20 protein-coding genes, 1 tRNA gene and 1 pseudogene are annotated in these 23,304 nt (G+C 69.0%); 13 read left to right on the forward strand and 9 right to left on the reverse strand.

Annotation, left to right across the window (positions count from 1 at the left end; genetic code table 11):
* Positions 1 to 4: 4 nt before the first annotated feature.
* Positions 5 to 1,864: a complex I subunit 5 family protein gene (locus tag IEY07_RS03975; protein WP_188893906.1), complete on the forward strand. Its 1,860-nt coding sequence runs from the start codon at positions 5 to 7 to the stop codon at positions 1,862 to 1,864.
* A gap of 87 nt (positions 1,865 to 1,951) precedes the next feature.
* The gene (locus IEY07_RS03980) at positions 1,952 to 2,167 is read left to right on the forward strand and encodes a hypothetical protein (RefSeq protein WP_188893907.1); all 216 of its coding nucleotides are present in this window, start codon (positions 1,952 to 1,954) and stop codon (positions 2,165 to 2,167) included.
* A 277-nt stretch (positions 2,168 to 2,444) separates the two neighbouring features.
* On the opposite strand, the gene IEY07_RS03985 is transcribed toward IEY07_RS03980, so the two are convergent.
* Entirely contained in the window at positions 2,445 to 2,969 is a 525-nt protein-coding gene (locus tag IEY07_RS03985) for an isoprenylcysteine carboxyl methyltransferase family protein (protein WP_229669690.1), read from the reverse strand.
* A gap of 3 nt (positions 2,970 to 2,972) precedes the next feature.
* Positions 2,973 to 4,115, reverse strand: coding sequence for a type III polyketide synthase (locus IEY07_RS03990; protein WP_188893908.1), 1,143 nt, complete (start codon positions 4,113 to 4,115; stop codon positions 2,973 to 2,975).
* 170 nt (positions 4,116 to 4,285) lie between these two features.
* On the opposite strand from IEY07_RS03990, the gene IEY07_RS03995 reads away from it, so the two are divergent.
* The 5 genes and pseudogenes from IEY07_RS03995 (at position 4,286) to nrfD (ending at position 10,036) form a co-directional block, all read left to right on the forward strand.
* Positions 4,286 to 4,504 carry a hypothetical protein gene (locus tag IEY07_RS03995; protein WP_188893909.1) on the forward strand — a complete coding sequence of 73 codons (219 nt, stop codon included), beginning with the start codon at positions 4,286 to 4,288 and terminating at the stop codon, positions 4,502 to 4,504.
* Between the two features lie 116 nt (positions 4,505 to 4,620).
* On the forward strand, positions 4,621 to 5,190 hold the full coding sequence (locus tag IEY07_RS24920; RefSeq protein ID WP_188893910.1) for a molybdopterin-binding domain-containing protein: 570 nt from the start codon (positions 4,621 to 4,623) through the stop codon (positions 5,188 to 5,190).
* A 12-nt stretch (positions 5,191 to 5,202) separates the two neighbouring features.
* Positions 5,203 to 8,007: pseudogene (fdh, locus tag IEY07_RS04005) on the forward strand (formate dehydrogenase); the annotation flags it as partial.
* Positions 8,007 to 8,948 carry a 4Fe-4S dicluster domain-containing protein gene (locus IEY07_RS04010; protein ID WP_229669692.1) on the forward strand — a complete coding sequence of 314 codons (942 nt, stop codon included), beginning with the start codon at positions 8,007 to 8,009 and terminating at the stop codon, positions 8,946 to 8,948. The pseudogene fdh and the gene IEY07_RS04010, both read left to right, overlap by 1 nt.
* Positions 8,945 to 10,036 (forward strand): NrfD/PsrC family molybdoenzyme membrane anchor subunit, encoded by a 1,092-nt coding sequence (nrfD, locus tag IEY07_RS04015; protein WP_188893911.1) that lies wholly within the window; start codon positions 8,945 to 8,947, stop codon positions 10,034 to 10,036. The genes IEY07_RS04010 and nrfD overlap by 4 nt, the downstream gene beginning before the upstream one ends.
* A 12-nt stretch (positions 10,037 to 10,048) precedes the next feature.
* Here the strand turns inward: nrfD and IEY07_RS04020 are convergent, their stop codons facing one another.
* The 5 genes from IEY07_RS04020 to selD all read right to left on the reverse strand — a co-directional run bounded on the left by IEY07_RS04020 (position 10,049) and on the right by selD (position 14,598).
* Positions 10,049 to 11,809, reverse strand: a complete 1,761-nt coding sequence (locus IEY07_RS04020) for a glycoside hydrolase family 15 protein (RefSeq protein WP_229669693.1) — start codon at positions 11,807 to 11,809, stop codon at positions 10,049 to 10,051.
* Between the two features lie 57 nt (positions 11,810 to 11,866).
* On the reverse strand, positions 11,867 to 12,223 hold the full coding sequence (locus IEY07_RS04025) for a hypothetical protein (protein ID WP_188893912.1): 357 nt from the start codon (positions 12,221 to 12,223) through the stop codon (positions 11,867 to 11,869).
* On the reverse strand, positions 12,220 to 13,221 hold the full coding sequence (locus IEY07_RS04030; RefSeq protein WP_188893913.1) for an SDR family oxidoreductase: 1,002 nt from the start codon (positions 13,219 to 13,221) through the stop codon (positions 12,220 to 12,222). Before IEY07_RS04030 ends, IEY07_RS04025 begins: the two co-directional genes overlap by 4 nt.
* Before the next feature lie 141 nt (positions 13,222 to 13,362).
* Positions 13,363 to 13,533: a hypothetical protein gene (locus tag IEY07_RS04035; RefSeq protein WP_188893914.1), complete on the reverse strand. Its 171-nt coding sequence runs from the start codon at positions 13,531 to 13,533 to the stop codon at positions 13,363 to 13,365.
* Between the two features lie 57 nt (positions 13,534 to 13,590).
* Positions 13,591 to 14,598 (reverse strand): selenide, water dikinase SelD, encoded by a 1,008-nt coding sequence (gene selD, locus IEY07_RS04040; RefSeq protein ID WP_188893915.1) that lies wholly within the window; start codon positions 14,596 to 14,598, stop codon positions 13,591 to 13,593.
* A 39-nt stretch (positions 14,599 to 14,637) separates the two neighbouring features.
* Here selD and IEY07_RS04045 point away from each other — a divergent pair.
* From IEY07_RS04045 to IEY07_RS04055, 3 genes are all read left to right on the forward strand, one after another.
* Positions 14,638 to 14,733 (forward strand) — tRNA-Sec (locus tag IEY07_RS04045).
* 34 nt (positions 14,734 to 14,767) lie between these two features.
* Positions 14,768 to 16,078, forward strand: a complete 1,311-nt coding sequence (gene selA, locus IEY07_RS04050; protein WP_229669694.1) for an L-seryl-tRNA(Sec) selenium transferase — start codon at positions 14,768 to 14,770, stop codon at positions 16,076 to 16,078.
* A gap of 2 nt (positions 16,079 to 16,080) precedes the next feature.
* On the forward strand, positions 16,081 to 17,892 hold the full coding sequence (locus tag IEY07_RS04055) for a selenocysteine-specific translation elongation factor (RefSeq protein ID WP_188893917.1): 1,812 nt from the start codon (positions 16,081 to 16,083) through the stop codon (positions 17,890 to 17,892).
* A gap of 28 nt (positions 17,893 to 17,920) precedes the next feature.
* Here the strand turns inward: IEY07_RS04055 and IEY07_RS04060 are convergent, their stop codons facing one another.
* Entirely contained in the window at positions 17,921 to 19,045 is a 1,125-nt protein-coding gene (locus IEY07_RS04060) for a baeRF2 domain-containing protein (RefSeq protein ID WP_188893918.1), read from the reverse strand.
* A gap of 196 nt (positions 19,046 to 19,241) precedes the next feature.
* Here IEY07_RS04060 and IEY07_RS04065 point away from each other — a divergent pair, with 196 nt between their 5' ends.
* Genes IEY07_RS04065 through IEY07_RS04075 form a run of 3 tightly spaced genes read left to right on the forward strand, consistent with a single transcriptional unit; the run spans position 19,242 to position 22,557 of the window.
* Positions 19,242 to 20,150 carry a nitroreductase family protein gene (locus IEY07_RS04065; RefSeq protein ID WP_188893919.1) on the forward strand — a complete coding sequence of 303 codons (909 nt, stop codon included), beginning with the start codon at positions 19,242 to 19,244 and terminating at the stop codon, positions 20,148 to 20,150.
* A 32-nt stretch (positions 20,151 to 20,182) separates the two neighbouring features.
* Positions 20,183 to 21,889 (forward strand): sensor histidine kinase, encoded by a 1,707-nt coding sequence (locus IEY07_RS04070; protein WP_188893920.1) that lies wholly within the window; start codon positions 20,183 to 20,185, stop codon positions 21,887 to 21,889.
* Positions 21,886 to 22,557 carry a response regulator gene (locus IEY07_RS04075; protein ID WP_188893921.1) on the forward strand — a complete coding sequence of 224 codons (672 nt, stop codon included), beginning with the start codon at positions 21,886 to 21,888 and terminating at the stop codon, positions 22,555 to 22,557. Before IEY07_RS04070 ends, IEY07_RS04075 begins: the two co-directional genes overlap by 4 nt.
* Positions 22,558 to 22,608: 51 nt before the next feature.
* Here the strand turns inward: IEY07_RS04075 and IEY07_RS04080 are convergent, their stop codons facing one another.
* The gene (locus tag IEY07_RS04080) at positions 22,609 to 23,262 is read right to left on the reverse strand and encodes a DoxX family protein (protein WP_229669695.1); all 654 of its coding nucleotides are present in this window, start codon (positions 23,260 to 23,262) and stop codon (positions 22,609 to 22,611) included.
* Positions 23,263 to 23,304: the final 42 nt, after the last annotated feature.

Here is a 23,304-nt window from a genome sequence, read left to right on the forward strand (position 1 = left end):
CCGGATGCCCGTAGGCGATCCGGCCGGGCAGCTGCTGCCGCTGCTGGTGGTCATTCCGATCCTCGGCGCCGCGGTGCTGATCGGCGTCGGACGCCGGCTGCCCGGCCCGCTGGTCGGAGCCGGCACCCTCGCGCTGGTGGCCATGGTCGGCTGCGGCGATGTCGCGCTGTTGATCACTGCCCGGAGCCGGAGGATCGTGAGCTGGCTGGGCGGATGGCGGCCCGGCAAGGAGGGAACGGGCCACAGCGGTACCGGTGTCGGCATCGCCCTTCAGGCGGACCAGATCAGTGCCGGTCTCGGTCTGCTGGTCGCGGCGCTGATGATCGGCGCACTGGTGTTCTCCTGGCACTACTTCGAGGCGCCGGGCAGTCACTATCACGCGCTGATGCTGTTCTTCCTGGCCGGGATGACCGGGTTCGTCCTGGCCGGCGACATCTTCACCATGTTCGTCTTCTTCGAGCTGATGGGGGTTGCGGCATACGCCCTCACCGGCCTCAAGATCGAGGACCCGTCGGCTGTCCAGGGAGCGATCAACTTCGGCATCGTCAACTCGGTCGCGGCCTACTTCTCGCTGATCGGGGTGGGGATCATCTACGCCCACACCGGCGAGCTCAACCTGGCCGACCTGTCCCGCAGCCTGACGGGCGATCACAGCCTGGTCGTGGTGATCGGCTTCGTCCTGCTGTCCACCGGGTTCCTGGTCAAGGCGGCGATCGTGCCGTTCCACTTCTGGCTGGACGACGCCCACGCGGTCGCGCCGACTCCGGTCTGCGTGCTGTTCTCCGGTGCGATGGTCGAGTTGGGTCTGTACGGCGTGCTGCGGGTGTACAAGATCGGCTTCTCCGCGACAGCGGTCGCCGGCGGCTTCGAGCGGCTGTTCCTGGTGCTGGGGATTCTCACCGCCGCACTCGGTGCGGTGATGTGCCTGCTGCAGCGGCACCTCAAGCGGCTGCTGGCCTACTCGACCATCGCCCACATGGGGATGTTCCTGGTCGTGCTGTCGGTCGGAGGTTCGGCCTCGCTCGGCGGCATTGCGGTCTACGTGATCGGCCATGCGGCCGTCAAAGGTGCGTTGTTCCTGTGTGCGGGAATTCTGCTCGATCGCTTCGGCAGTGTCGACGAGATCACTCTCTGGGGTGTCGGCCGTCGGCTCCATGGCGCCGACGGGGTGGCCGTCCGGACGATCTTCCTGGTCGCAGCCCTCGGGCTGGCCGGCCTGCCACCCTTCGCTGCGGGACTGGGGAAGGCGGCCGCGGAGACGGCCATGTCGGATGCCGGCGCGCACTGGGGCCCGGTATTCATGATCGTCATCTCGGCGCTGACTGGGGGAGCGGTGCTGAGGGTGTGGCTCCGGGTGATGATCGGGGTCGGCAGCAGGCCGACGGATGTCGACGCCGAGGGGATGAGCGGCGACCAGGAGCTGATGGAGGTCGATGTCGGGGACGACATCCCGAACCGCATGATCATCTCCGCCGGTGCGCTGGTGATCATCGGCGGACTGGCCGGCGCAGTGCCCGGACTCGTCGCCGGAGCGACCACTGCCGCTCAGCGTTTCGCCGATCCGGCGGCCTACAGCGGTGCCGTCCTGGACGGCAGGCTCGGCTACCCCGCGGTGAGTGGCGCCACGCCGGCGGGCTGGGATCTGCACGGGGTGCTGCTGTCCGGGCTGACGGTGTTGTCCGCGTGTCTGGTCGCCACGGCAGCGGTGCTGAGACGACGCCTGCCCGCCGGCGTGCGGACGCCGCCAGGTGTCAGGGCGGCCGCTGCGTTGCTGCACCGGATCCATTCCGGGCGGGTCGGCGACTACGTGGTCTGGCTGTTGATCGGCGTCAGCGCCTCCGCTGCAGTCCTCGTCACCTGGTGATCCGGTTAACCCGATGTGCCGGTGATAGGTCTGGTCCGTGGCGGGTACGCCGAGAGGCACGCAACGCCGAGGAAAGGAACCCCGATCATGATCAAGAAGTTGCACGAACTCGGACTCAAGAGCGATTACGCCTACGCCGGCGCACTCGCTTCGGTCGGGCTGACCTATGTCAGCTATTTGACAAGCCGGGCGAAGAAGGGCTCGGACAAGGCGCAGGCCGACCGGTGGGGCATCTTCATCGCCACCTGGGCACCGACGCTGTTCGCCTTCGGAACCGCGTTACGGCTCGAAGAGGACCGCTGAGCGTTCCACCTACGATCAGTTCGCGGAGCTCAAGAGCAGCGTCGATGAGCATGCCGAGAACGAGGAGCGCGCGGAGTTCCCGGCCGTTCTCGAGCACTGTGATCTCGATCAGCGACAGCGGATGGGGCGCAGGATGGAGGCCGTCGAACGAGTCGCTCCGGTTCGACCCCATCCCAGCGCGGCCGGTTCGCCGGTCAGACAGTGGACGGTCGGCCAGTTCGCCGCGCTGATCGACAAGGCTCGCGCCGCGGTCTCAGCGATCCGCGACTGATGTCGATCAGGCAGCTCTCGCCTGCGCGAGGGCGCGGTTCTCGACCCGGATCCGAAGGGTCAGGGCCGCGCCGTTCAGGACGGTGAAGGCCAAGGCGGTGATCCAGGCGGTGTGCACCAGCGGAAGAGCTGCGCCCTCGATCACGACTGCCAGATAGTTCGGATGGGACAGGATCCGGTACGGACCGCGCCGGACCAGGGCCAGACCGGGGAACACGATGACACGAGTGTTCCACCGGCTGCCGAGGGTCGTGATGCACCACCACCGCAAGGCCTCTCCGGCCAGCACCAGTACGAACATCGGAATACCCAACCCGGCGACGAATTCCGGCCTTCGTACCCAGGTCTCGACCAGGCAGCCGGCCAGCAGACCGATGTGCAGGGCGACGATCAGGGGATAGTGCCGGCGGCCGTACTCGATCCCACCATGATCGAGAGCCCAACGCCGGTTACGGGTCGCGACGACGAGTTCAGCGAGCCGTTCACAGCCGACGGCGAGGACCAGGATCGTGAACCACAGCAGCGATGCCACCGTTCACGCCCGGAGCAAGACCTGCTCGAGGGCGAAGCCCGGGCCCATCGCCATCATCAGCCCGTACGACCCAGGTTCCGGCCTGCGCTGGTCCAGCGTGTCGGTCAGCACGTGCAGCACCGACGAGGAGGAGATGTTGCCGATCCGGGACAGCGAATCCCAGGTCATCGCCAGCTCTCCATCGGTCAGCTTCAGCGTCTCCTCGATCGCCTCGATCACTTTCGGCCCACCGGGATGGCAGACCCACCAGCCGATCGCGTCGCGGGACAACCCCTGCTCGGACAGGAAACCGTCGACGTCGTCGGCCAGATAGCTGCGGACGAGTTCCGGGATCTCCGCGCCCAGCACGATCTGCAGCCCCGAACTGCTGACGTCCCAGCCCATCGCGCGTTCGGTGTGCGGGTAGAGCCGGCTCCTGGTGCCGACCACGACCGGGCCCTGATGATCATCAGCTTCGTCCGGGACGTCGGCGAACCCGGCATCCGGATCCGGGCCGCGCATTACGACGGCGGCGGCACCGTCGCCGAACAGACCGCTGGCAATCAGATTGGCTGTCGACGTGTCACCGCGCTGCAGGGTCAAGGAGCACAGCTCGACCGTCACCAGGACCCCGATCCGGCCCGGCCGGCCGAGCAGGAAGTCGCGCAGTCGCGCCACACCGCCGGCGCCGGCTGCGCAGCCGAGCCCCACCACCGGAAGCCGTACGACATCGGGGCGCAGCCCCAGCCCGACAGCGATCCTGGCGTCCAGCGACGGCACCGAGACCCCGGTGCTCGACGCGGCGATGATCACGTCGACCTCGCGCGGGCTGACCCGAGCGGCCGCGAGAGCCTCGCGGATCGCCTGCTCGGCCAGTTGCGTACCGGCCCGGAGGAAGGCGTCGTTGGTGGCGCCGAAATCGGTCAGTCCGGCGTACTCCTCGATCGGCAACGCAAGCCGTCTGGTCCGGACTCCGGCATTGCCGTGCACCCTCTCCAACAGCTTGCGCCGCGGGCCCTCGAGGCCGACGAACTCGGCGAACGCCTCGGTCAGCTGTTGCTGCGGATAGCCGTACGGGGGCAGCACGCCGCGCGTTGCCAGGATCTGCGGATGCACAGCGGCTGTCCGATCGCCGGGCCGTGTCTCGGTGATGAGTTGCTCCACCATCAGTGGCTACCCCTCCCGGCGGCCGGCAACCGCCGGTGTCCGCCCTGCGTCCCCAGCATAGGCGCAGGTTTGCGGATCGACCGTTGCGCTGCCGGTTCGCTGGGTACGGCACCACCCATGCAGGACATGATCCTTCTCGACACGATCGACGAAAGGCGGAGGGGGCTCCGATGAGCGAGGACGGCGTGGTTGACAGCGAGGAATACCGGCTGGAGCTGGGCAAGCGGGCCGATGATCTCGGGCGGGTACTGAGCCAGGTCGGGCGGGCGTACGAACTCCGCGCCGCCGGAACGCCGCCGAATGCGGTACCGGAGCTCGTTGCCGCCGACCTGAACGAGGTGGACCAGTTCCTCAGCCAACTCGAGGCCGGCGGAGACACCAAGGGCTGACGACACGAGGCGGTGGGTCTGGTCCTTTGGCCGCGGCCGCCGTTATCGTGGATGGCACGGATCGGACGAGACGGAGGTTCGTTGATGGGCTGCGGTTCGGGGATGGGCTGCGGGCCATGGGTCTGAGCAAGGCGTTCCTCGGCTGGCCTGTGGTGCGTCAGCTGACCGGAAACGATCCGTTGGGTCGGGGAGCTGCCGCGGAGTCGAAGCGCACCCGATCTTGGACCGCGCGGACCGAGACCGCCGACGCGGTGGTCAAGAGCGTCTGCCCCTATTGCGCGGTCGGCTGCGGCCAGAACGTCTACGTGAAGGACGGCAGGGTCGTCCAGATCGAGGGCGATCCCGATTCGCCCGTCTCGCGCGGCCGGTTGTGTCCCAAGGGGTCGGCCAGCGAACAGCTGGTGAACGCGCCGAACCGGATCAAGCACGTGCTCTACCGCCGCCCGGGCGGCACCGATTGGGAACGGATCGAGGCCGAGCAGGCGCTGGACATGATCGCCGACCGGGTCGTCGAGTCCCGCCCGCGCTGGTGGCAGGACACCGACGAAAAGGGTCAACCGCTCCGCCGGACGATGGGCATCGCAGCGCTCGGCGGCGCGACCCTGGACAACGAAGAGAACTATCTGATCAAGAAGCTCTTCACAGCTCTCGGCGCGATCCAGATCGAGAACCAGGCCCGTATTTGACACAGTGCGACGGTTCCCAGTTTGGGAGCCTCGTTCGGCCGGGGCGGTGCCACCGGCTTCCTGCAGGATCTGGCCAATTCGGACTGCATCGTCATCCAAGGGTCCAATATGGCCGAGTGCCACCCGGTCGGGTTCCAGTGGGTGACTGAGGCGAAGAAGCACGGCGCCAAGGTCTTCCACGTCGACCCGCGGTTCACCAGGACCTCGGCGCTGGCCGATGCCCACGTGCCGATCCGGGCCGGGAGTGACATCGCCTTCCTCGGGGCGGTGATCAACTACATCCTCAGCAACGAGAAGTACTTCGTGGAGTACGTGCTGACCTACACCAATGCCTCGCACATCATCGACGACGACTTCCGCGACGTCGACGATCTTGATGGCGTCTTCTCCGGCTACGATCCCGAGACCGGCACCTACGATCCGGACAGCTGGTCCTATGCGGATCTGACCGAACATGCCGCCAGCGGAGGACCGACGTCGCACGCCGACGAAGAGCAGAACGGCCAGGATCAGGACGGCCAGGATCAGGGTGGTGAGCACCCGGCCTCGGCGTCGAGCCGCGCGGCGGCACACGAGCTCGGCGGCCACGGCGCGCCGATGGATTCGACCGGCATCCGCACCGACGAGACACTGCAGGATCCGCACTGCGTCTTCCAGATCATGCGCCGCCATTTCGCGCGCTACACACCGGAAATGGTGCAGGAGGTGTGCGGGGTCAGCCCCGAGCAGCTGCTCGAGGTGTGCGAGGCGGTGACCGCCAACAGCGGCCGGGATCGTACGACCGCGTGGGTCTATTCGGTCGGCTGGACCCACCACACGGTCGGCATCCAGTACATCCGCAGCGCCTGCATCATCCAGCTGCTGCTGGGGAATATCGGCCGGCCCGGCGGCGGCATCATGGCCCTGCGGGGTCACGCGAGCATCCAGGGTTCGACCGACATCCCGACCCTGTTCAACCTGTTGCCCGGTTATCTGCCGATGCCGATGGCCGGTCAGCACCACTCGCTGGACGCCTATGTCGAATCCATCGCGAGCCCTGACCAGAAGGGCTACTGGACCAACGCACGGACCTACATCGTCAACCTGCTCAAGGCCTGGTGGGGTGATGCGGCCACGGAGGAAAACCAGTACTGCTTCGATTATCTGCCCACTCTGACCGGTGATCATGGGACCTACGCGACCGTGATGGACATGCTCGACGACAAGATCGACGGCTACTTCCTCTTCGGCCAGAATCCGGCGGTCGGGTCGGCGCACGGGACAATGCAGCGCAAGGCACTGGCAAAGCTGAAGTGGCTGGTCGTTCGTGACCTGAACATGATCGAATCGGCCACCTTCTGGAAGGACTCACCGGAGATCGAGACCGGGGAGCTGAAGACCACCGACATCGACACCGAAGTGTTCTTCCTGCCGGCCGCAGCGCACACCGAGAAGTCGGGTTCCTTCACCCAGACCCAGCGGATGCTGCAATGGCATCACAAGGCCGTCGAACCACCGGAGGACTGCTCCAGTGATCTTGATTTCACCTACAAGCTGGGCCAGAAGATCAGAGAGCGGCTGGCCGGCTCGACCGATGATCGCGATCGGCCGATCCTCGACCTGACCTGGGATTATCCGCTGGAGGAGTCCGGGGAGGTGTCGGCCGATGCGGTGCTGCGGGAGATCAACGGCGAATTCGTCTCCGGTGATCACCAGGGCGAGACACTCGGCAGCTACCTGCAGATGGCCGACGACGGGTCGACCTCCGGCGGCTGCTGGATCTATACCGGTGTGTACGCCGACGAGGTCAACCAGGCCGCCCGCCGCAAGCCCGGCCGCGAACAGTCCTGGGTCGCACCCGAGTGGGGCTGGGCCTGGCCGGCCAACCGGCGCATCCTCTACAACCGCGCCTCGGCCGATCCGGAGGGCAAGCCGTGGAGCGAGCGGAAGTCGTACCTGACCTGGGACGAAGACCAACAGCAGTGGACCGGCCCGGACATCCCGGACTTCGAGCCGACCAAGGCGCCGTCCTACCGACCGGATGAGGGCGCCACCGGACCTGAGGCCCTCGCCGGCGACGACCCGTTCATCATGCAGGCCGACGGCAAGGGCTGGTTGTACGCACCGTCAGGGCTGCTCGACGGGCCGTTGCCATCACACTACGAACCGCAGGAGTCGCCGGTCAGCAACGCCTTCTACCGTCAGCAGGCGAATCCGACCCGGGAGGTGTTCCCGCGGCCCGACAACCTGCAGGCACCGTCCGGCGACGAGCCGGGCGCCGAGGTGTTCCCGTACGTCTTCACCACCTACCGGCTGACCGAACACCACACCGCCGGCGGGATGAGCCGCTTCCAGCCATACCTGTCCGAACTGCAGCCGGAGTTCTTCTGCGAGGTGTCGCCGCAGCTCGCCGCCGAACGCGGACTGGAACATCTCGGCTGGGCGACGATCGTCAGTCCGCGGACCGCGATCGAGGCCCGGGTGCTGGTCACCGAACGGATGGTGCCGCTGCAGGTGGCCGGCCGTACGGTGCACCAGGTCGGCCTGCCGTACCACTGGGGCCAGGGCAGCAGCGCTCTGATCAGCGGGGACGCGGCCAACGACTTGTTCGGGGTGACCCTGGATCCCAACGTGCACATCCAGGAGAGCAAAGTGGCCTCGTGTGACATTCGTCCGGGGCGCCGCCCCCGCGGTCCGGCGCTGCTGGACCTGGTCGCCGACTACCGGCAGCGGGCCGGCATCTCGATCGACACCGGCCAGCTCCGCCGCACGCCCGACGACAGCGCGAACGCCGGAACGCGGGTGGACGGGCGCCGACCGGAAAACAGGGAGGGTTGATGATGAAACTCCCGTTCGACCTCCCGTTCGCGGCCGGACCCGAGGGACCCGCTGCCGACGCGGGCTGGCAGGACGCGCCGGATCGCAAGGGATTCTTCACCGACACCTCGATCTGCATCGGCTGCAAGGCCTGCGAAGTCGCCTGCAAGGAGTGGAACGGGGTGCCGCAGGACGGCATCTACGAACTCCTCGGCAGCTCCTACGACAACACCGGGGCACTAGGAGCCAGCACCTGGCGGCACGTCGCCTTCATCGAGCAACGGGTGCCACGATCAGCACCAGTTGATCTTGGGATGCCGTCCTTCGACCGACCCGGCGAGAAGCATGATCACCAGGCTCGAGATCAGGAGACGGGGGACTTCCGATGGTTGATGAGTTCCGACGTCTGCAAACACTGCACCAACGCCGCCTGCCTTGACGTCTGCCCGACCGGATCGCTGTTCCGGACCGAATTCGGCACCGTCGTCGTCCAGGACGACATCTGCAACGGCTGCGGCTATTGCGTGCCCGCCTGTCCGTACGGCGTGATCGAACGCCGCAACGGTCCTGAGGGAACCAAGAACGTCGGCATCGCCCAGAAGTGCACGCTCTGCTACGACCGGCTCGGCGCGGGCAAGACGCCGGCCTGCGCGCAGGCCTGTCCGACCGAGTCGATCCAGTTCGGCGACGTCGTCGAGTTGCGGGAGCGGGCCGCGCAGCGGATCCGGAAGCTGCACGAGCAGGGCGTGACCGATGCCCGGCTGTACGGCGCCGACCCGCACGACGGCGTTGGCGGTGCCGGAGCCTTCTTCCTGTTGCTGGACGAGCCGGAGGTGTACGGCCTGCCGCCGGATCCGGTGGTCACCACCCGGGACCTGCCGGCGATGTGGAAGCGGGCCGCGATCGCGGCCGCCGGCCTGGCCGCGGTGGCGGTGGCCTCCTTCGCCGGGAGCCGGCGATGAGCGCGGATCGGCCGGCCGGGGTCGGTCCGGTCTCCGGCGGTCAAGGGGGCGAGCAGGATCGCGGCAACCGCCGCGGTGGCCCCGGTCGCGGTAGGGGCCGTCGTGGCGGTGGCCGGCGCGAGCAGCCGGTCGTACCGGACGCGAACTTCGTCTCCTACTACGGCCGGCCCGTGGTCAGGGCCTCGCCGTGGAAGGCCGACATCCCGACGTACTTCTTCGCCGGCGGACTGGCCGCTGGGTCGTCGTTGCTGGCCGCGGGGGCTGACCTGACCGGACGGCCGGGGCTGCGCCGCGCAACCCGGATCGCCGCCCTCGGCTCGGTCGGGGTCAGTCTCTATACGCTGGTGCACGACCTCGGCCGGCCGGCGCGGGCGTTGAACATGCTCCGGGTGATCAAGCCGACCTCGCCGATGTCGATGGGCACCTGGTCGCTGACTGCGTTCGGTCCGTTGGCAGGGGTCGCCGCGGTGGCGGAAGTTGCTCCGGCGCTGGAGCGGCGGCTGCCGCCCAGGCTGCGCTGGACTGCCCGGCTGCTGGCTGTGGCCGCCAGGCCCAGCGGTTTGCTGGCCGCGGCGGTCGCGCCGATGGTCGGGACCTACACCGGCGTGCTGATCGCCGACACCGCGACGCCGGCCTGGCACGAGGGCCGGCGGGAGTTGCCGTACGTCTTCGCCGCATCGGCCGCGACTGCGGCGGCCGGTCTGGGGATGATCACCGCACCGGTCGCCGAGGCCGGGCCGGCACGCCGGATGGGGATGATCGGAGCGGCTGCCGACCTGGTCGCCGAGTATCGGATGGAAACGTCGATGGGCATCGTGTCGCAGACGCTCAGAGAGGGCAGCGCCGGCCGGCTGATGAGGGCGAGCAAGGTGCTGACTCTTGGCGGCGCTCTCGGCGTACTGGTCCTGGGACGTCGCAGCCGGGTGGCCGCGATCGCCTCCGGCGCGGCGCTGTTGGCCGGCTCGGCGGGTACGAAATTCGGCATCTTCCACGCCGGCCAGGCGTCCGCGCTGGACCCGAGATACACGGTCGTTCCGCAGCGTGAGCGGATGGAGGGTGGCGGCTCGACCGGCCCCCGGCGGCCGTGATCCGGCGGCACCTCAGCCAGAGGCCAGTTGCTGGGCGCAGTCCAGCAGCAGTGCGTGCACGAATGCCTGGGGCAGATTGCCGCGCAGTTGTCGCTGGGTGACGTCGAATTCCTCGGACAGGATGCCGGGCGGTCCGCAGACCGTCCGCTGGATGTCGAAGTAGCGGTAGGCCGCCAGCTGGTTCCCCTGTTGGAGATGGGCGAGGCTCAGCATGAATCCACAGAGGGTGAACGAGCCCTCGGCCTCGCCCAGGGGACGCTCGTCGGGGCGGAACCGGTAGGCGTGGCCGTCAGCCAGCAGATCGGCCTCGACCTGCCGCAGGGTGGCGACCGTCCGCGGGTCGTCCGGGGGCAGCGCTCCGCGCACCGGCGGCAGCACCAGTGAGGCGTCGACGCCCGGATGGTCCGGGCTGCGGCGCCAGTAGCCGACGGGATCGAGACTGCGACGCGTCGTCTCGGCCAGGATCGTCTCGGCAAGGCTGCGGTAACGATCGGCGGCGGCGGGCGGAGCCTGCCGCGCCACGGAACGCAGGCCTGCGACGACGGCCAGTCTGGAGTGGGTCCACCAGGCGTCGTCGAGCTCCCAGATACCTGCCTCGGGTTCGGTCCAGCGGTTCTCGATCGCAGCGACGGCGACCTCGATCGCCCGGTGGTGGTCCGGTCCGAGGCGGTCCAACCGGGCGCCGGCGGCCAGCAGCTGCAGGACCTCACCGAACGCATCCAGCTGGAACTGCTTGTTGGCCCGGTTGCCGATCTTGATCCGACCGCCGGGGTAGCCGGGCAGGTCGTCGGCTGATTCCTCGTCCGGCACCGGGCCGCCGTCCGTGCGATAGGCGGGTGCCAGCCGGTCGCCGTCCTCCAGCAGTCTGGCGGTGGTGAAGGCGAGGGCGTCGTCCAACAGCCGCAGTGGTTGGCCGACCGCGCCGGCCGGGCCCGCATACGCCTGGTCGCGGATCCACACGTAGCGGTAGTCGTAGTTGCGGCCGCGTTCGGCTCGTTCCGGCAGCCCCAGGGTGGCGGCGGCGACCATCCCGTTGCCGGGACTGGTCAGCCCGCGCAGCACTGCGTAGGCGTGCAGCGCGTCCCGAGGCGCCGCGGTGTTGGACAGGTCCGGCCGGTCCGACTGCCAATGCCCGGACGTGTCCCGCCACAGCCGGTCCGCATCCGGTCGGTCCGGCAGCGGCCGGTCACTGATCTCCAGGACCAGGTCGTGCCGGCGTCCGGGGCCGATGGCGAGTTCACCGCGGAACATGTCGCTGTCCCAGTGGCCGTCCGGAGCACCGGACCAACGGAGGGTCAACGGACCCAGCCGTGCCGTCCAGGCACCGGCGCCGTCGCGGCGCAGCTCGGTGGCACGGGTCCCGCCGAAGTCGCCGGACAGTTGCAGGTCAACACTCACCCGGCTGTCGTGGTCGGCCGTGATCCGGCGGAGCAGGACCAGCCGATGCGGGTCGCCGGGGGACGCCAGCGCGTCCCGGCAGCCGATGATGGTGTCATCCTGGCTGATCCACCGGTTGTTCCAGATCAGGCTGCCGCGTTCGTAGCTTCCGCCCCAGACGAACGGGGTCGTCGGCGTCACCGCATAGATGCCCGGGCCGCCGACGAGGTGGGAGATCACGGCGGCCGACTCCCAGTGTGGCGCGCAGAGCCAGCCGATCTCACCTCGTGGGCCGACCACCGCACCCCGCGACCCGTCGGCGAGCAGCGCGTAATCCCGCAGGCCCTGCAGCGGATAGTCCGCGGCGAGCCGGTCGTTCATCGCACTCCCGCGCACAATCTGGCTCCTGCCTTACTCCCGCTCATCCCGGTCACCCCGCCGTGGCACCGGTCGTCACCGGCACCGCCAGGCCCGCCATCCGGCCAGGGCGGCCTGGGCACCACTGACCACGGCGATCCGCCGACGGGAGGGTTGGCGTACGGCCAGCAGCAGCATGCTGCTCGCGTGGACCATTTCGACGACGGTATGCAGCCGCGCGAACCGACCGGGCGCAAGCGCCTCCAGCCCACCCTGGGTGAGATAGCGGGCACCGAGGACACCGATGCCCAGCTGTTCGGCCTGGTCCGGGACGCGGCCCTCGAGACGGCGGAAGAGCTCCGGCCCGGCGAGCAGCAGCGTGGCGCCCCAGATCATCCCGGCCACACCGAGCGGGCGCAGCGACCGACCAGGTCCGGGCCTGCGGGCGCTCACCGCCTGGCCCTGCCGACCACTGCGGCGGTGGCGGCGACGACTGCGGCGCCGACACCAGCGAGCTTGTACTTGTTGTGGGCCAGCCACAGCTGCGGTGCCCGCGACTTCGCCCGGTCGTCGAAGGCGCCGTGGGCACCGAAGTCCTTGCCGTCCGGACCGTCCGCGGGCTCCCACAGGTTGACCGGCGCATCGGCGGGTCGCCGCTCGGAGGTCTGCTGGCTCTTGAAGCCGGTCCTGGCCAGATAGCGGTCCAACAGGCCCGGAGCGACCTTGTTGCCCAGGATGGTCAGCACGGTGCTGGCGCCGACCCAGTATTCGCGCTGACGGGGATGGTCGGCGGCGTACAGGATCGCCGCGGCCGCGACCTCGGGCTGATAGATCGGCGGCACCGGCTGCGCCTGGCGGGGCATCCGGGACAACAACCAGCGGAACTGCGGAGTATTCACCCCGGGCATGTGCACCATCGTCACGTGGACATCGCTCTTCTCGTGCAACAGCTCCACCCGCAACGACTCGGTGAAGGCGCGGATGCCATGTTTGGCACCGCAATAGGCCGACTGCAAGGGAATGGCGCGGTAGGCCAAGGCGGACCCGACCTGCACGATCGTTCCCCGGTTGCGCGCCATCATCGGCTTCAGCACCGACAAGGTGCAGTGCACGAAGCCCAGATAGCTGACCTCGGTGGTCCGGCGGAATTCGTCGGCGGCGAGTTTCCAGACCGGTGAGAAGACCGAGCTGAACGCAGCATTCACCCAGATGTCGATCGGGCCGAGTTCCCGCTCGATCTGCTCGACAGCTGCCTCGACCGCTTCGGCATCGGCGACGTCGGTCGGCACCACCAGCGGTGTCCCGCCGCGCAGCCGAACGTCCTCGGCTGCCGCCTGTAGTCCCTTCTCACCGCGTGCGATCAGCGCGATTGCGGCCCCGCGTTCGGCGAACGCCCGGGCGCAGCTCCGGCCGATGCCACCCGAGGCACCGGTTACGACGACAACGGACATGCTTCCCCTCGGTTTCGGCGGTCGGTAGTGGTTCTGTGCCCACGAGTGCGTTGTCGAATCACCGTCCTCAGCAGGTCGAACAAGGTCTGAACAAGCGGCCGAGCAGCCTGTACCCGTGACAACCGACCGCCGCTGCGGTACCTATGTGTTACGGAACACCACGCCGCCCATGTCTTCGCCCGGGTCGCAGGCTTCGCGCTGGTTGCGGCAGCGATCATCGGGTTCGCCGAGCAGATCTGGTGGTTCGCGATCGTCTGCTTGGTCCTCTTCGTGGCCATCGGCGTATTCGAGGCGATCACGATCTTCAGGCACCGTCGCACCCCGCGGCCACGCTGATCTTGCTGCACCGCGGGCCGCCGCGCGGAAGAGTCAGCGGATGATCAACCGGTGATCACCGGGCGCGACGACCTCCCCGATCACCGGGTGGCCGGGGACCTCGCCGACGATCAACAAGCCGCCGCTGGTTTGCGCGTCCGCAAGCAGGATCAACTCGTCTTCGCCGACGGACGCGTCCACCTGCGGCTGCACCCAGGCGAGATTGCGCCGGGTGCTCCCACTGACGTATCCGTCCTCCAACGCCTTCCGGGCGCCGTCCAGGTAGGGCACTGCGGCGGCATCGATGATCATGGAGACGTCGGAGGCTCGGGCCATTTTGTACGCGTGTCCCAGCAGGCCGAAGCCGGTGATGTCGGTCGCGGCCTGCACGCCGGTCGCCAGGGCGGCACGGGAGGCCTCCGCATTGAGCGCCGCCATCGATTCGATCGCCTCCGCGAAGACCTGTCCGGTCGCTTTGTGCCGGTTGTTGAGCACCCCGATACCGAGCGGTTTCGTCAGTGTCAGCGGCAATCCCGGTCGCGCGGCGTCGTTGCGCAGCAGCCGCTCCGGATCGGCCAGGCCGGTGATCGCCATTCCGTATTTTGGCTCCGGATCGTCGATGCTCTGGCCACCGGCCAGATGCATCCGTGCCTGCCGGGCGATGTCGGCACCGCCCCGCAGCACCTCGGCCAGCAATTCCATCGGCAGCACATCCCGCGGCCAGCCGACCAGGTTGAGCCCGACCAGCGGGACCGCACCCATGGCGTAGATGTCGGACAGCGCATTGGCAGCGGCGATCCGGCCGAAGTCGTACGCGTCGTCGACGACCGCGGTGAAGAAGTCGGTGGTCGCGACGACCGCCCGGTCCTCCTCGATACTGACCACGGCGGCGTCGTCCCCGGTCTCCAACCCGACCAGCAGCTCGGGTGAGGTCCACGGCACCAGACCGGCGACGACGTCTTCCAATTCACCCGGCGGGATCTTGCATGCACAACCGCCGCCGTGGGCGTACTGGGTCAGCCGAAAGCTGCTGCGAAGATCGAGATTGGCGTCAGTGGTCACTCGTCCACCCTAGGAGTGATTGGCCGTAGGGTGGCGGGCGGAGGCGTACAGGTGCCTGGTGGCCCTCCCGGTCTTCAAAACCGGTGAAGCCGAGCAGCTCGGCTTGGCGGGTTCGATTCCCGTCCGTCTCCGCCACAGTGCTCGACACGCCGCACGGATGAGGGGATATGTGACCCCTCGGCAGGAGGAGGGATCGGTGGATCATCGGCGCCAGGTGCCGCGCACCGATCGGGTGCTCGCCGACGAGCGGCTTCGTGCGGCTGCCGTACGCCTCGGCCCGGCGCTGGTGAAACAGGCGGTGATCACCGCCCAGCAACAGGCCCGGGACGGCGTCATCGCACCCGGTGCCGTCGCCGACGAGGCCGTCGCGTCACTGCCGGAGGCCGCGGCCAGCACCCGACCGGTGATCAACGCCACCGGAGTCGTGCTGCACACCAACCTCGGCCGAGCCAGTTTGTCCGCGGCCGCCGTCGAGGCGCTGACCCGGGCGGCCGGCCCTACCGACGTCGAATTCGATCTTGCCTCAGGGCAGCGGGCCCAACGCGGTCGTGGCACCCTGTCCGCGCTCCGGGCCGCGGTGCCTGCGGGCGGGGATGTTGCCGTGGTCAACAACGGCGCAGCGGCGCTCATCCTGGCCACCACGGCCCTGGCAGCCGGCCGGGACGTGATCATCAGCCGTGGCGAGATGGTGGAGATCGGGGACGGCTTCCGGTTGCCGGAGTTGATCATGTCGACCGGCGCCCGGCTGCGCGAGGTCGGCACCACGAACCGGACCAAGATCACCGACTACACCGACGCGGTCGGACCGGACACCGGCTGCATTCTCAAGGTGCATCCCAGCAATTTCCAGGTGCGAGGATTCACCTCCAGCGTGGCCGTCGACAAGCTCGCCGGGCTCGGTGTGCCGGTGGTCGTCGATATCGGCAGCGGACTGCTGGCACCGGATCCGTTGCTGCCGGACGAGCCGGACGCGGACAGCACGCTGCGGGCCGGTGCGAGTTTGGTGACGGCCAGCGGGGACAAGTTGCTCGGCGGTCCGCAGGCCGGGTTGCTGCTGGGTGAGAAGTCGATCATCGAGCGGCTGCGCCGGCACCCGCTGGCACGGGCGCTGCGGGTTGACAAACTGACGCTCGCTGCTCTGGAGGCGACCTTGGTCGGGCCGCTGACGCCGACCTGGCAGGCATTGCGCGCCGATCCCGAGGATTTGCGTGCCCGCGCCGCCGCCATCGCTGCAGCCGTTCGTGATCACGTCGAAGCGACCGTGGTCGGCTCCGACGGCGCGGTCGGTGGTGGCGGCGCGCCGGGTGTCAGCCTGCCGGGGTGGGCGATCGCGCTGCCGGAGGCGTACGCGATCCGGTTGCGCATCGGGGAACCGGCGATCGTCGGCCGGATCGAACGCGGCCGGTGCCTGCTCGACCTGCGCTGCGTGCCGGCCGACCAGGACCAGCTGATCATCGGTGGAATCCTCCGGAGCGTCTGACCGTGCACGTGATCGCCACCGCGGGACATGTCGATCATGGAAAGTCGACTCTGGTCAGGGCGCTGACCGGGATGGAGCCGGACCGGTTCGCCGAGGAGAAACGACGCGGGCTGACCATCGAGCTCGGCTACGCCTGGACGACACTGCCCGGTCCGGACGCACCCGCGGATCCGGTGCTCGCCTTCGTCGACGTGCCCGGTCACGAACGGTTCATCGCCACCATGCTGGCCGGACTCGGCCCGTCACCCGCGGTGATGTTCGTGGTCGCCGCGGACGAGGGCTGGCGGCAGCAGTCGACCGAACACCTGGCCGCCGTCGACGCCCTCGGGCTGACGCACGGCATCCTGGTCGTCACCCGCAGCGATCGCGCCGATCCCGGCCCGGCCACCATTGAAGCCGTTGCCAGATTGGCGGATTCGAGCCTTGGTCAGGTACCTGCCATCGCGGTGTCCGGGTTGACCGGAGACGGGTTGCCCCGACTGCGCCAGGCCTTGGCTGATCTTGTCCGCACCCTGCCTGACCCGGTGACTGACGGCCGGATCCGGCTCTGGGTCGACCGCTCGTTCACCATCCGCGGCGCGGGCACGGTGATCACCGGCACTCTCGGCGCCGGCACCCTCGGCATCGGCGACGAGCTGCAACTGGACGACCGAAGGACGCGGATTCGCGGCCTGCAGGCACTTGGCCGGGACCATGATCAGGTCAGCGCCGTGGCCCGGGTCGCGGTCAACCTGCGGGGTGTCGGACCGGACGACATCGGTCGCGGTAACGCATTGATCACCCCGGACGCCTGGTACTCCGCCGCAGTGGCCGATGTACGGGTGCGACCTGTCGGCCGCAGTGTCGACGATCTCCCGGCCCAACTGGTTGCGCACCTCGGCACCGCCGCGATCCCGGTCCGGCTGCGACCGCTCGGCGGCCCGATGGTGCGGTTGACCCTCTCCCGGGCGGTACCGCTGACGCCCGGCGACCGACTGGTGCTCCGCGATCCCGGTCGGCATGCGGTCGCTGCCGGGGCGATCGTGCTGGACGTCGATCCGCCCGAGTTGCGTCGTCGCGGCGCAGCCCGACAGCGGGCCGCCGACCTGGTCCGCCGGGAACACGTCTCGGTCACCGAGATCCTGGCCGACGAGGTCCGGCGACGCGGACCCGTCCGGCGCTCCGATCTTCAGGTCCGCGGAATCGGCATCGACGGCCGGGCGGACCTGGTGAGCATCGACGACTGGCTGATCGATCCGCAGACCTTCGGCGATCGAGGTCGGGCATTGGCAGCGGCGGTCGACGACCGCGCGAATGCCGCGCCATTGGACCCGCGGCTGAGCATCGAGGGTGCCCGGCGCGCCGCCGGACTGCCCGACCGCCGACTGGTCGCCCCGGTGGCGGCGGCCGCCGGTCTGGTGATCGTCGACGGATCCGTGGAGCGGCCGCAGACCGGAGACGATCTCGGCGCGGCCGAGCCGGGACTGCGGACACTCACCGAGCACCTCACGGCGGCCCCGTACGCTGCGCCCGAGCGCCCTCAGCTCGACGAGTGGGGGCTGGGGATGCGGGAGCTGGCCGCCGCCGAACGTGCGGGGCGGATCGTCCGGCTGGCCGAGGACATCGTGCTGTTGCCGACCGGTCCGGCGCTGGCGATGCGGACACTCGCCGCGCTGCCGCAGCCCTTCACCACCAGCGCCGCCCGGCAGGCGCTCGGCAGCACCCGCCGGGTGATCATTCCGCTGTTGGAGAGTCTCGATCGGCGCGGCTGGACGATTCGGGTCGACGCCGATCACCGCCGCGTCCGTACCGGCGGTACCAGCCGCGCCGACTAGCCGGCAGCCGGTTTCCGGATCGGGCGGGCTACCAGCGAAGAACCGCCCCGGCAGGCGCACCGGCCATCGTCGAGGAACGGGTGATGACCGGTTCCGCCTGGGTCAGCAGGGCCATCGCCAGCAGGACGAGTTCGGCACGCTGCGGCCGGTCCGCCGGTACTGCGCCGAGCGCGAGGCCCGGGTGATCAGCGGGGTCGACCTCCTGTACTCCGGCATCCGGATCCGAGAGCGCCTCCGGATCGAGCAGCAGCGTCTCGACGCTGCCCTGGATCAGGGCATCCACGGTGTCGGACACCCCGGTGGTCGCGCCGTGGCCCTGGCCGAGGCGATCCCGCAGCAGATGGACCGCCCCCAGCCGATGGGCAACCGAGCGGGCCGCGACGACCTGCCGGAGCTCGGAGATGATCGCATCCTCGCTGCCGTCGGCCTCGCGGCTGCCCTCGGTCAACTCGACGATCTCGACCTGACCGCCGCGCTCGTGCTGCCGGAGCTTGTCCAGCACCCGGGCGCGGGCGTCCTGGTCTCCGCCGACGACCACGTATTCGACGCCGGGTCGCAGCTGCCGGTCGATCTCGGCGACCACCTCGTCGGCGTTGCGGCCCCACACGGTCTCGGTGGAACGCTGGAAATTCAACTGGTTCCAGGCACCGCCCTTGATCTTGTGTTCCCACGGTGATTTCTCACCGACGGATGCCTGGTGGTCGGGCTGCATCGTGACCGGGCTGAAGCCGGCCACGTCGCCGCCCTCATGATCGACCAGGGCCAGCACGAAGTCGCCGGCGTCGGTGTCGCTGAGCCAGGCGCTCAGATCCGGCAGCCCGGACCAGCTCGTGGTCGGACGGCTGATCGGCACGCGGATGACGTCGTCCAGCAGCACGCCGCGTTCGCTGGCGACCACCATCCGGCTGACGGGAGCGGCCAGGTGGGTGTTGGCCGTCAACAACTCACGGATCGGTTCGATCACCGTGCCCGGTGCGCCCTGGGCGCGCAGGTCGTCCATCGCGTCCCTGGCGCGGATCTCGACGATGTGCTCGCCGTCCTCGGTATTGCGGGTGACGTCGAGGTAGACACTGGCGAACGGGCCCGGGTCGTCGTACAGCCGGACGGCCGCGTGCCGGGCCCGCGTCGTGGCGGACGGTGTGTCGCTGGGCATCAGGTTCTCTCCTCAGCATCTCGGGGTCTCGTTGACCTTCGCGATACCCGGTCGGTCCGGACCGACACGGCCGACCCAGACGCAGTGTGTGCATTCACGCCGATGGGCCCGGGAGTCAGTGGCGAAAGTCCCTACACCGGCGGCACCGGCCGGCGGCAGCATGGAGAGAATCCTCAAGCTGGCAGGAAACGATCTGATGACGAGTCTGGATCCGGTGCGAACGGCCGACGCATTCCGGCGCGCCGCCGTCCGGGCGACGCTGGCGCCGTCGGTATACAACACCCAGCCCTGGCGGCTCCGGCTCGGGCCGTCCCGGCTCCGTCTCTACCCGGACCGCGCCCGGCAACTGTCGGTGCACGATCCGGCCGGCCGGCAGTTGGTGATCAGCTGCGGCTGTGCGCTGTTCAACGCCCGGGCGTCGCTGGCGGCCGACGGCGTTTCGATCACCGTCGATCGTTTCCCGGCTGGGGTGGGAGCCGGTCTGGCGTGTGCCGAGATCGCGACCGGCGGCGGGCCGGTTGTCGACGACGGGACGATGGCCCTGCTCGACAAGGCCGCCGAGTCGCGCCGTACGAACACCCGACCCTTCACCGCCGATCCGGTTCCCGACGATGTGCTCGAACAGGCACGTGAGGCGGCCGGTCTGGAGGGAGCGACACTGCTCCAGCTGTCGGGGGTCGACGCGCTGTTCGCGGCCTCGCAGGTGCGGCAGGCCTTGACGGTGATGCAGCTCGACCCGGCCTATCGAGCCGAACTCCGGGCGTGGCGGGCTGATCCCGAGCCGGAGGGGGCGGCCGGCGAGGACTCGATGGCGCGCGACCCCGGCGCCGAGCGCTGGGCACTGCTGGTCACCGAACACGATCAACCCGGCGACTGGCTGCGGGCCGGTGAGGCGCTGGAACGGGTGCTGCTCGAGATAGCCAGATCCGGTTATGCGGTCGGATTGTCGAGTCAGATCGCCGAAGTCCCGTCGGTGCGCACCCGGGTGCGCCGGGTACTGCATATGGACGGTTTCCCGCACGTGCTGCTGCGGATCGGCGTGGCACCGGCGTCGCCGGCAACGCGACGCCGTCGGCTGGGCGAGCTGATCACGCCCGAAGCCTGATGGCCGAGGACCGAGGCGTTACCGTGTGCGCTGTGGAAGGGGTCCCGCCAACTCGCCGTGCCGACGTGCCCAAACTCGAGATCGACGAGCTCGTCGACCAGTTCCTGGAGCGGGCCGACGAGATCAAGCGGGCCCGCGGCCGGGTTTGGGCGCTGTTGCAGAGCATCGAATCGGTCACCGGCGACCTGTCGTTGGAGCGAGTGCTGCGGCGGATTGTCGAGTCTGCTTGTGAGCTCGTCGGTGCGCAGTACGGCGCCCTGGGCGTGATCGGGCACGACAGCGGTCTGGAGCAGTTCATCCATATCGGCGTCGACGACGAGATCGCGAAGCGGATCGGGCACCTGCCGGAGGGCAAGGGCCTGCTCGGTGCGCTGATCACCGATCCGCGACCGATCCGGTTGCGGCACATGACCGACGACAGCCGGTCGACCGGCTTCCCGGCCGGGCATCCGCAGATGGAGTCGTTCCTCGGTGTCCCGGTGCACGTCCGCGACGAGGTGTACGGGAACCTCTATTTGGCCAACAGCGAGAACGGCGAATTCAGCGCCGACGACGAGGAGTTGGTGGTCGCGCTGGCGCTGGCCGCCGGCACCGCGATCAGCAATGCCCGGCTCTACCGCGAGGCCGAGTTGCGACAGCGGTGGCTGGAGGCGTCGGCGGAGGTTCAGGAGCAGCTGCTCAGCACTTCCGGCGAGGACCCGCTGCGGACCATCGCCCGGCGCTCCATCGAGATCGCCGACGCCGACCTGGTCACGGTCGGCCTGCTGACACCGGATCGGGACGGCTTCGTGATCGAATTCGCCTTCGGCGAGCGGGCCGAGGAGCTGGTCGCCCGACGATTTCCGCTGACCGGCACGATCGGTGAACGAGTGATCGCCGGCGGTGAGCCGTACGTGACCGCGATCGCCGGCGACCCGCAGGTGCCGTCCACCCATGTGGCGACCGTGATCGAGGTCGGCCCGCTGATATCGCTGCCGCTGCGCGGCAACGAGGAACCCCGCGGCCTGCTCACACTGGCCCGCAAGCGCGGGCGCCGGGACTTCACCGAGACGGAGGTGGCGATGGCCGCCGGCTTCGCCTCGCACGCCAGCGTGGCACTGGAGCTGGCCGACGTCCGCGCCGCCGAGCAGAAGATGATCATGCTCGAGGACCGGGACCGGATCGCCCGCGACCTCCATGATCACGTCATCCAGGAGCTGTTCGCGATCGGCCTCAGCATCGAGGGTGTTGCCGGGCAGTTGCAGTCCATCCCGGCGCTGGCCGACCGGCTGCGCAACCGGGTCGAGGATCTGGACCGGGCGATCCGCCGGATCCGGACCAGCATCTTCGAGCTGCGCGGCAATCTCGCGGTCAGCCAGGAGGGCCTGCGGCTGAGCATCCTCGAAGTGATCAGCGACGTGACGCCGGCACTCGGCTTTCCCCCGAGCGTCAGCTTCGCCGGCCTGCTGGATCTGCAGCTGCCGGAGATGCTGACCCAGGACGTGATCGCAGCCGTACGGGAGACGCTGACCAACGTCGCCAAACATGCGCACGCAACGTCCGTCTCGGTCGACGTCGAGCTGGCCGGGGACGAGTTGACGATCAATGTCGCGGACAACGGCGTCGGGGTCGGCGACCCGAGCACGGCGAGCGGGGTCGCGAATCTGCGCACCCGGGCCGGTCACCATCACGGTTCGTTCGTGCTGACCGCCGGACCCGGCGGGGGGACAGTGGCTATCTGGAGAGTGAGAACCCGATGAGTGACCATGATCATGACCCTTCGACAGGCTCAGGGAAGATCAGGATCTTCCTGCTCGACGACCATGAGGTGGTCCGGCGGGGGATAGCCGAGCTCCTCGGTGACGTCGACGGGTTCGAGGTGGTGGGTGAGGCGGGCACGGTGGCCGAGGCGCTACCGCGGGTACGGGCCTGCCGTCCCGATGTCGCGATCCTGGACATGCGGCTGCCGGACGGCAGTGGGATCGACGTCTGCCGCGACATCCGCTCCGAGCTGCCGGAGACGTACTGCCTGATCCTGACCTCCTACGACGACCAGGATGCGGTGCTGTCCTCGGTGATGGCTGGCGCCTCGGGCTATGTGTTGAAGGAGGTCCGGACCGCCGGCCTCGTTGACGCGATCCGGCAGGTGGCGCTGGGCCGGTCGCTGATCGACCCGTCGGTGATCAGTCAGGTGATGACCAAGGTCCAGCAGGCGACCCAGACCGATCCGCGGCTGGCCGCGCTCACCGAACGGGAGCGCGAGGTGCTCGACCTGATCGCCGACGGGCTGACCAACCGGCAGATCGGCGAGCAGCTGTTCCTGACCGAGAAGACGGTCAAGAACTACGCCTCCAGCCTGTTTGCCAAGCTCGGTCTCGAGCGGCGCAGCCAGGCAGCAGTGTTCGGCGCCGAGCTGCGGAAGAAGTGACTTTCGCAGTCGGCGCCGAACGGTGGCTGGATCCGCGAGAGCGGGGGATACTCAGTGGGTCCAGGCGTGGTTGCGGATGTAGGGGAGCCGGTTGAAGTAGCGGCCGAGGCCCCAGGTGATACCCGCGGAGGTTGCTGCCAGCACGATCAGGGCCAGCGCGTAGATGATGTGGTAGTCGACGATCGGGTTGGTGGAGCCGCTCGGGTCTCCGGTGGTGGTGAATCGGGCGATCGGGAATTCGGTGGCCCACATCATCAGCAGGATCAGCGAGCCGGCGATGGCGGCGGGTCGGAGTGCGATGCCGGCCATGACGGCGACGCCGACGGCGAGCATGCCGAGCATGAAGAGCCAGTCGGCCCACCAGGTGCCGGCGATCGCGTGGGCGATGCCGGTGAAGGGTCCGACGTCGGCGGAGGCGAGGAAGCCCTTGGTGGGTGAGCCGCCGTTGATCCAGGATTTGGCTGTGGTGGTGGAGTAGCCGAGGCCGAAGGTCTTGTCGAGGAAGGCCCATAGGAAGATGAAGCCGGTGGCGAAGCGGAGCACGGCGAGGATTCGTCGGGTGACGACACTGAGGCCTGCCCGACCGGCGTTCTCTGCGGACGCCACGGCAGTGTTGCCGGGTGCCTTGGTGGCCACGGGTTCGGTGACTGTGGTGCTGCGGGCGACCCCGCTGCCCACGGTGTGCGTTCCGTGCTGAACGCTCATGATCTTTCCTTCCCTCATTGGTGATCCGTTGCTGCGGATCCC

This window comes from Microlunatus endophyticus, from assembly GCF_014646195.1.
Lineage (GTDB): Bacteria > Actinomycetota > Actinomycetes > Propionibacteriales > Propionibacteriaceae > Microlunatus > Microlunatus endophyticus.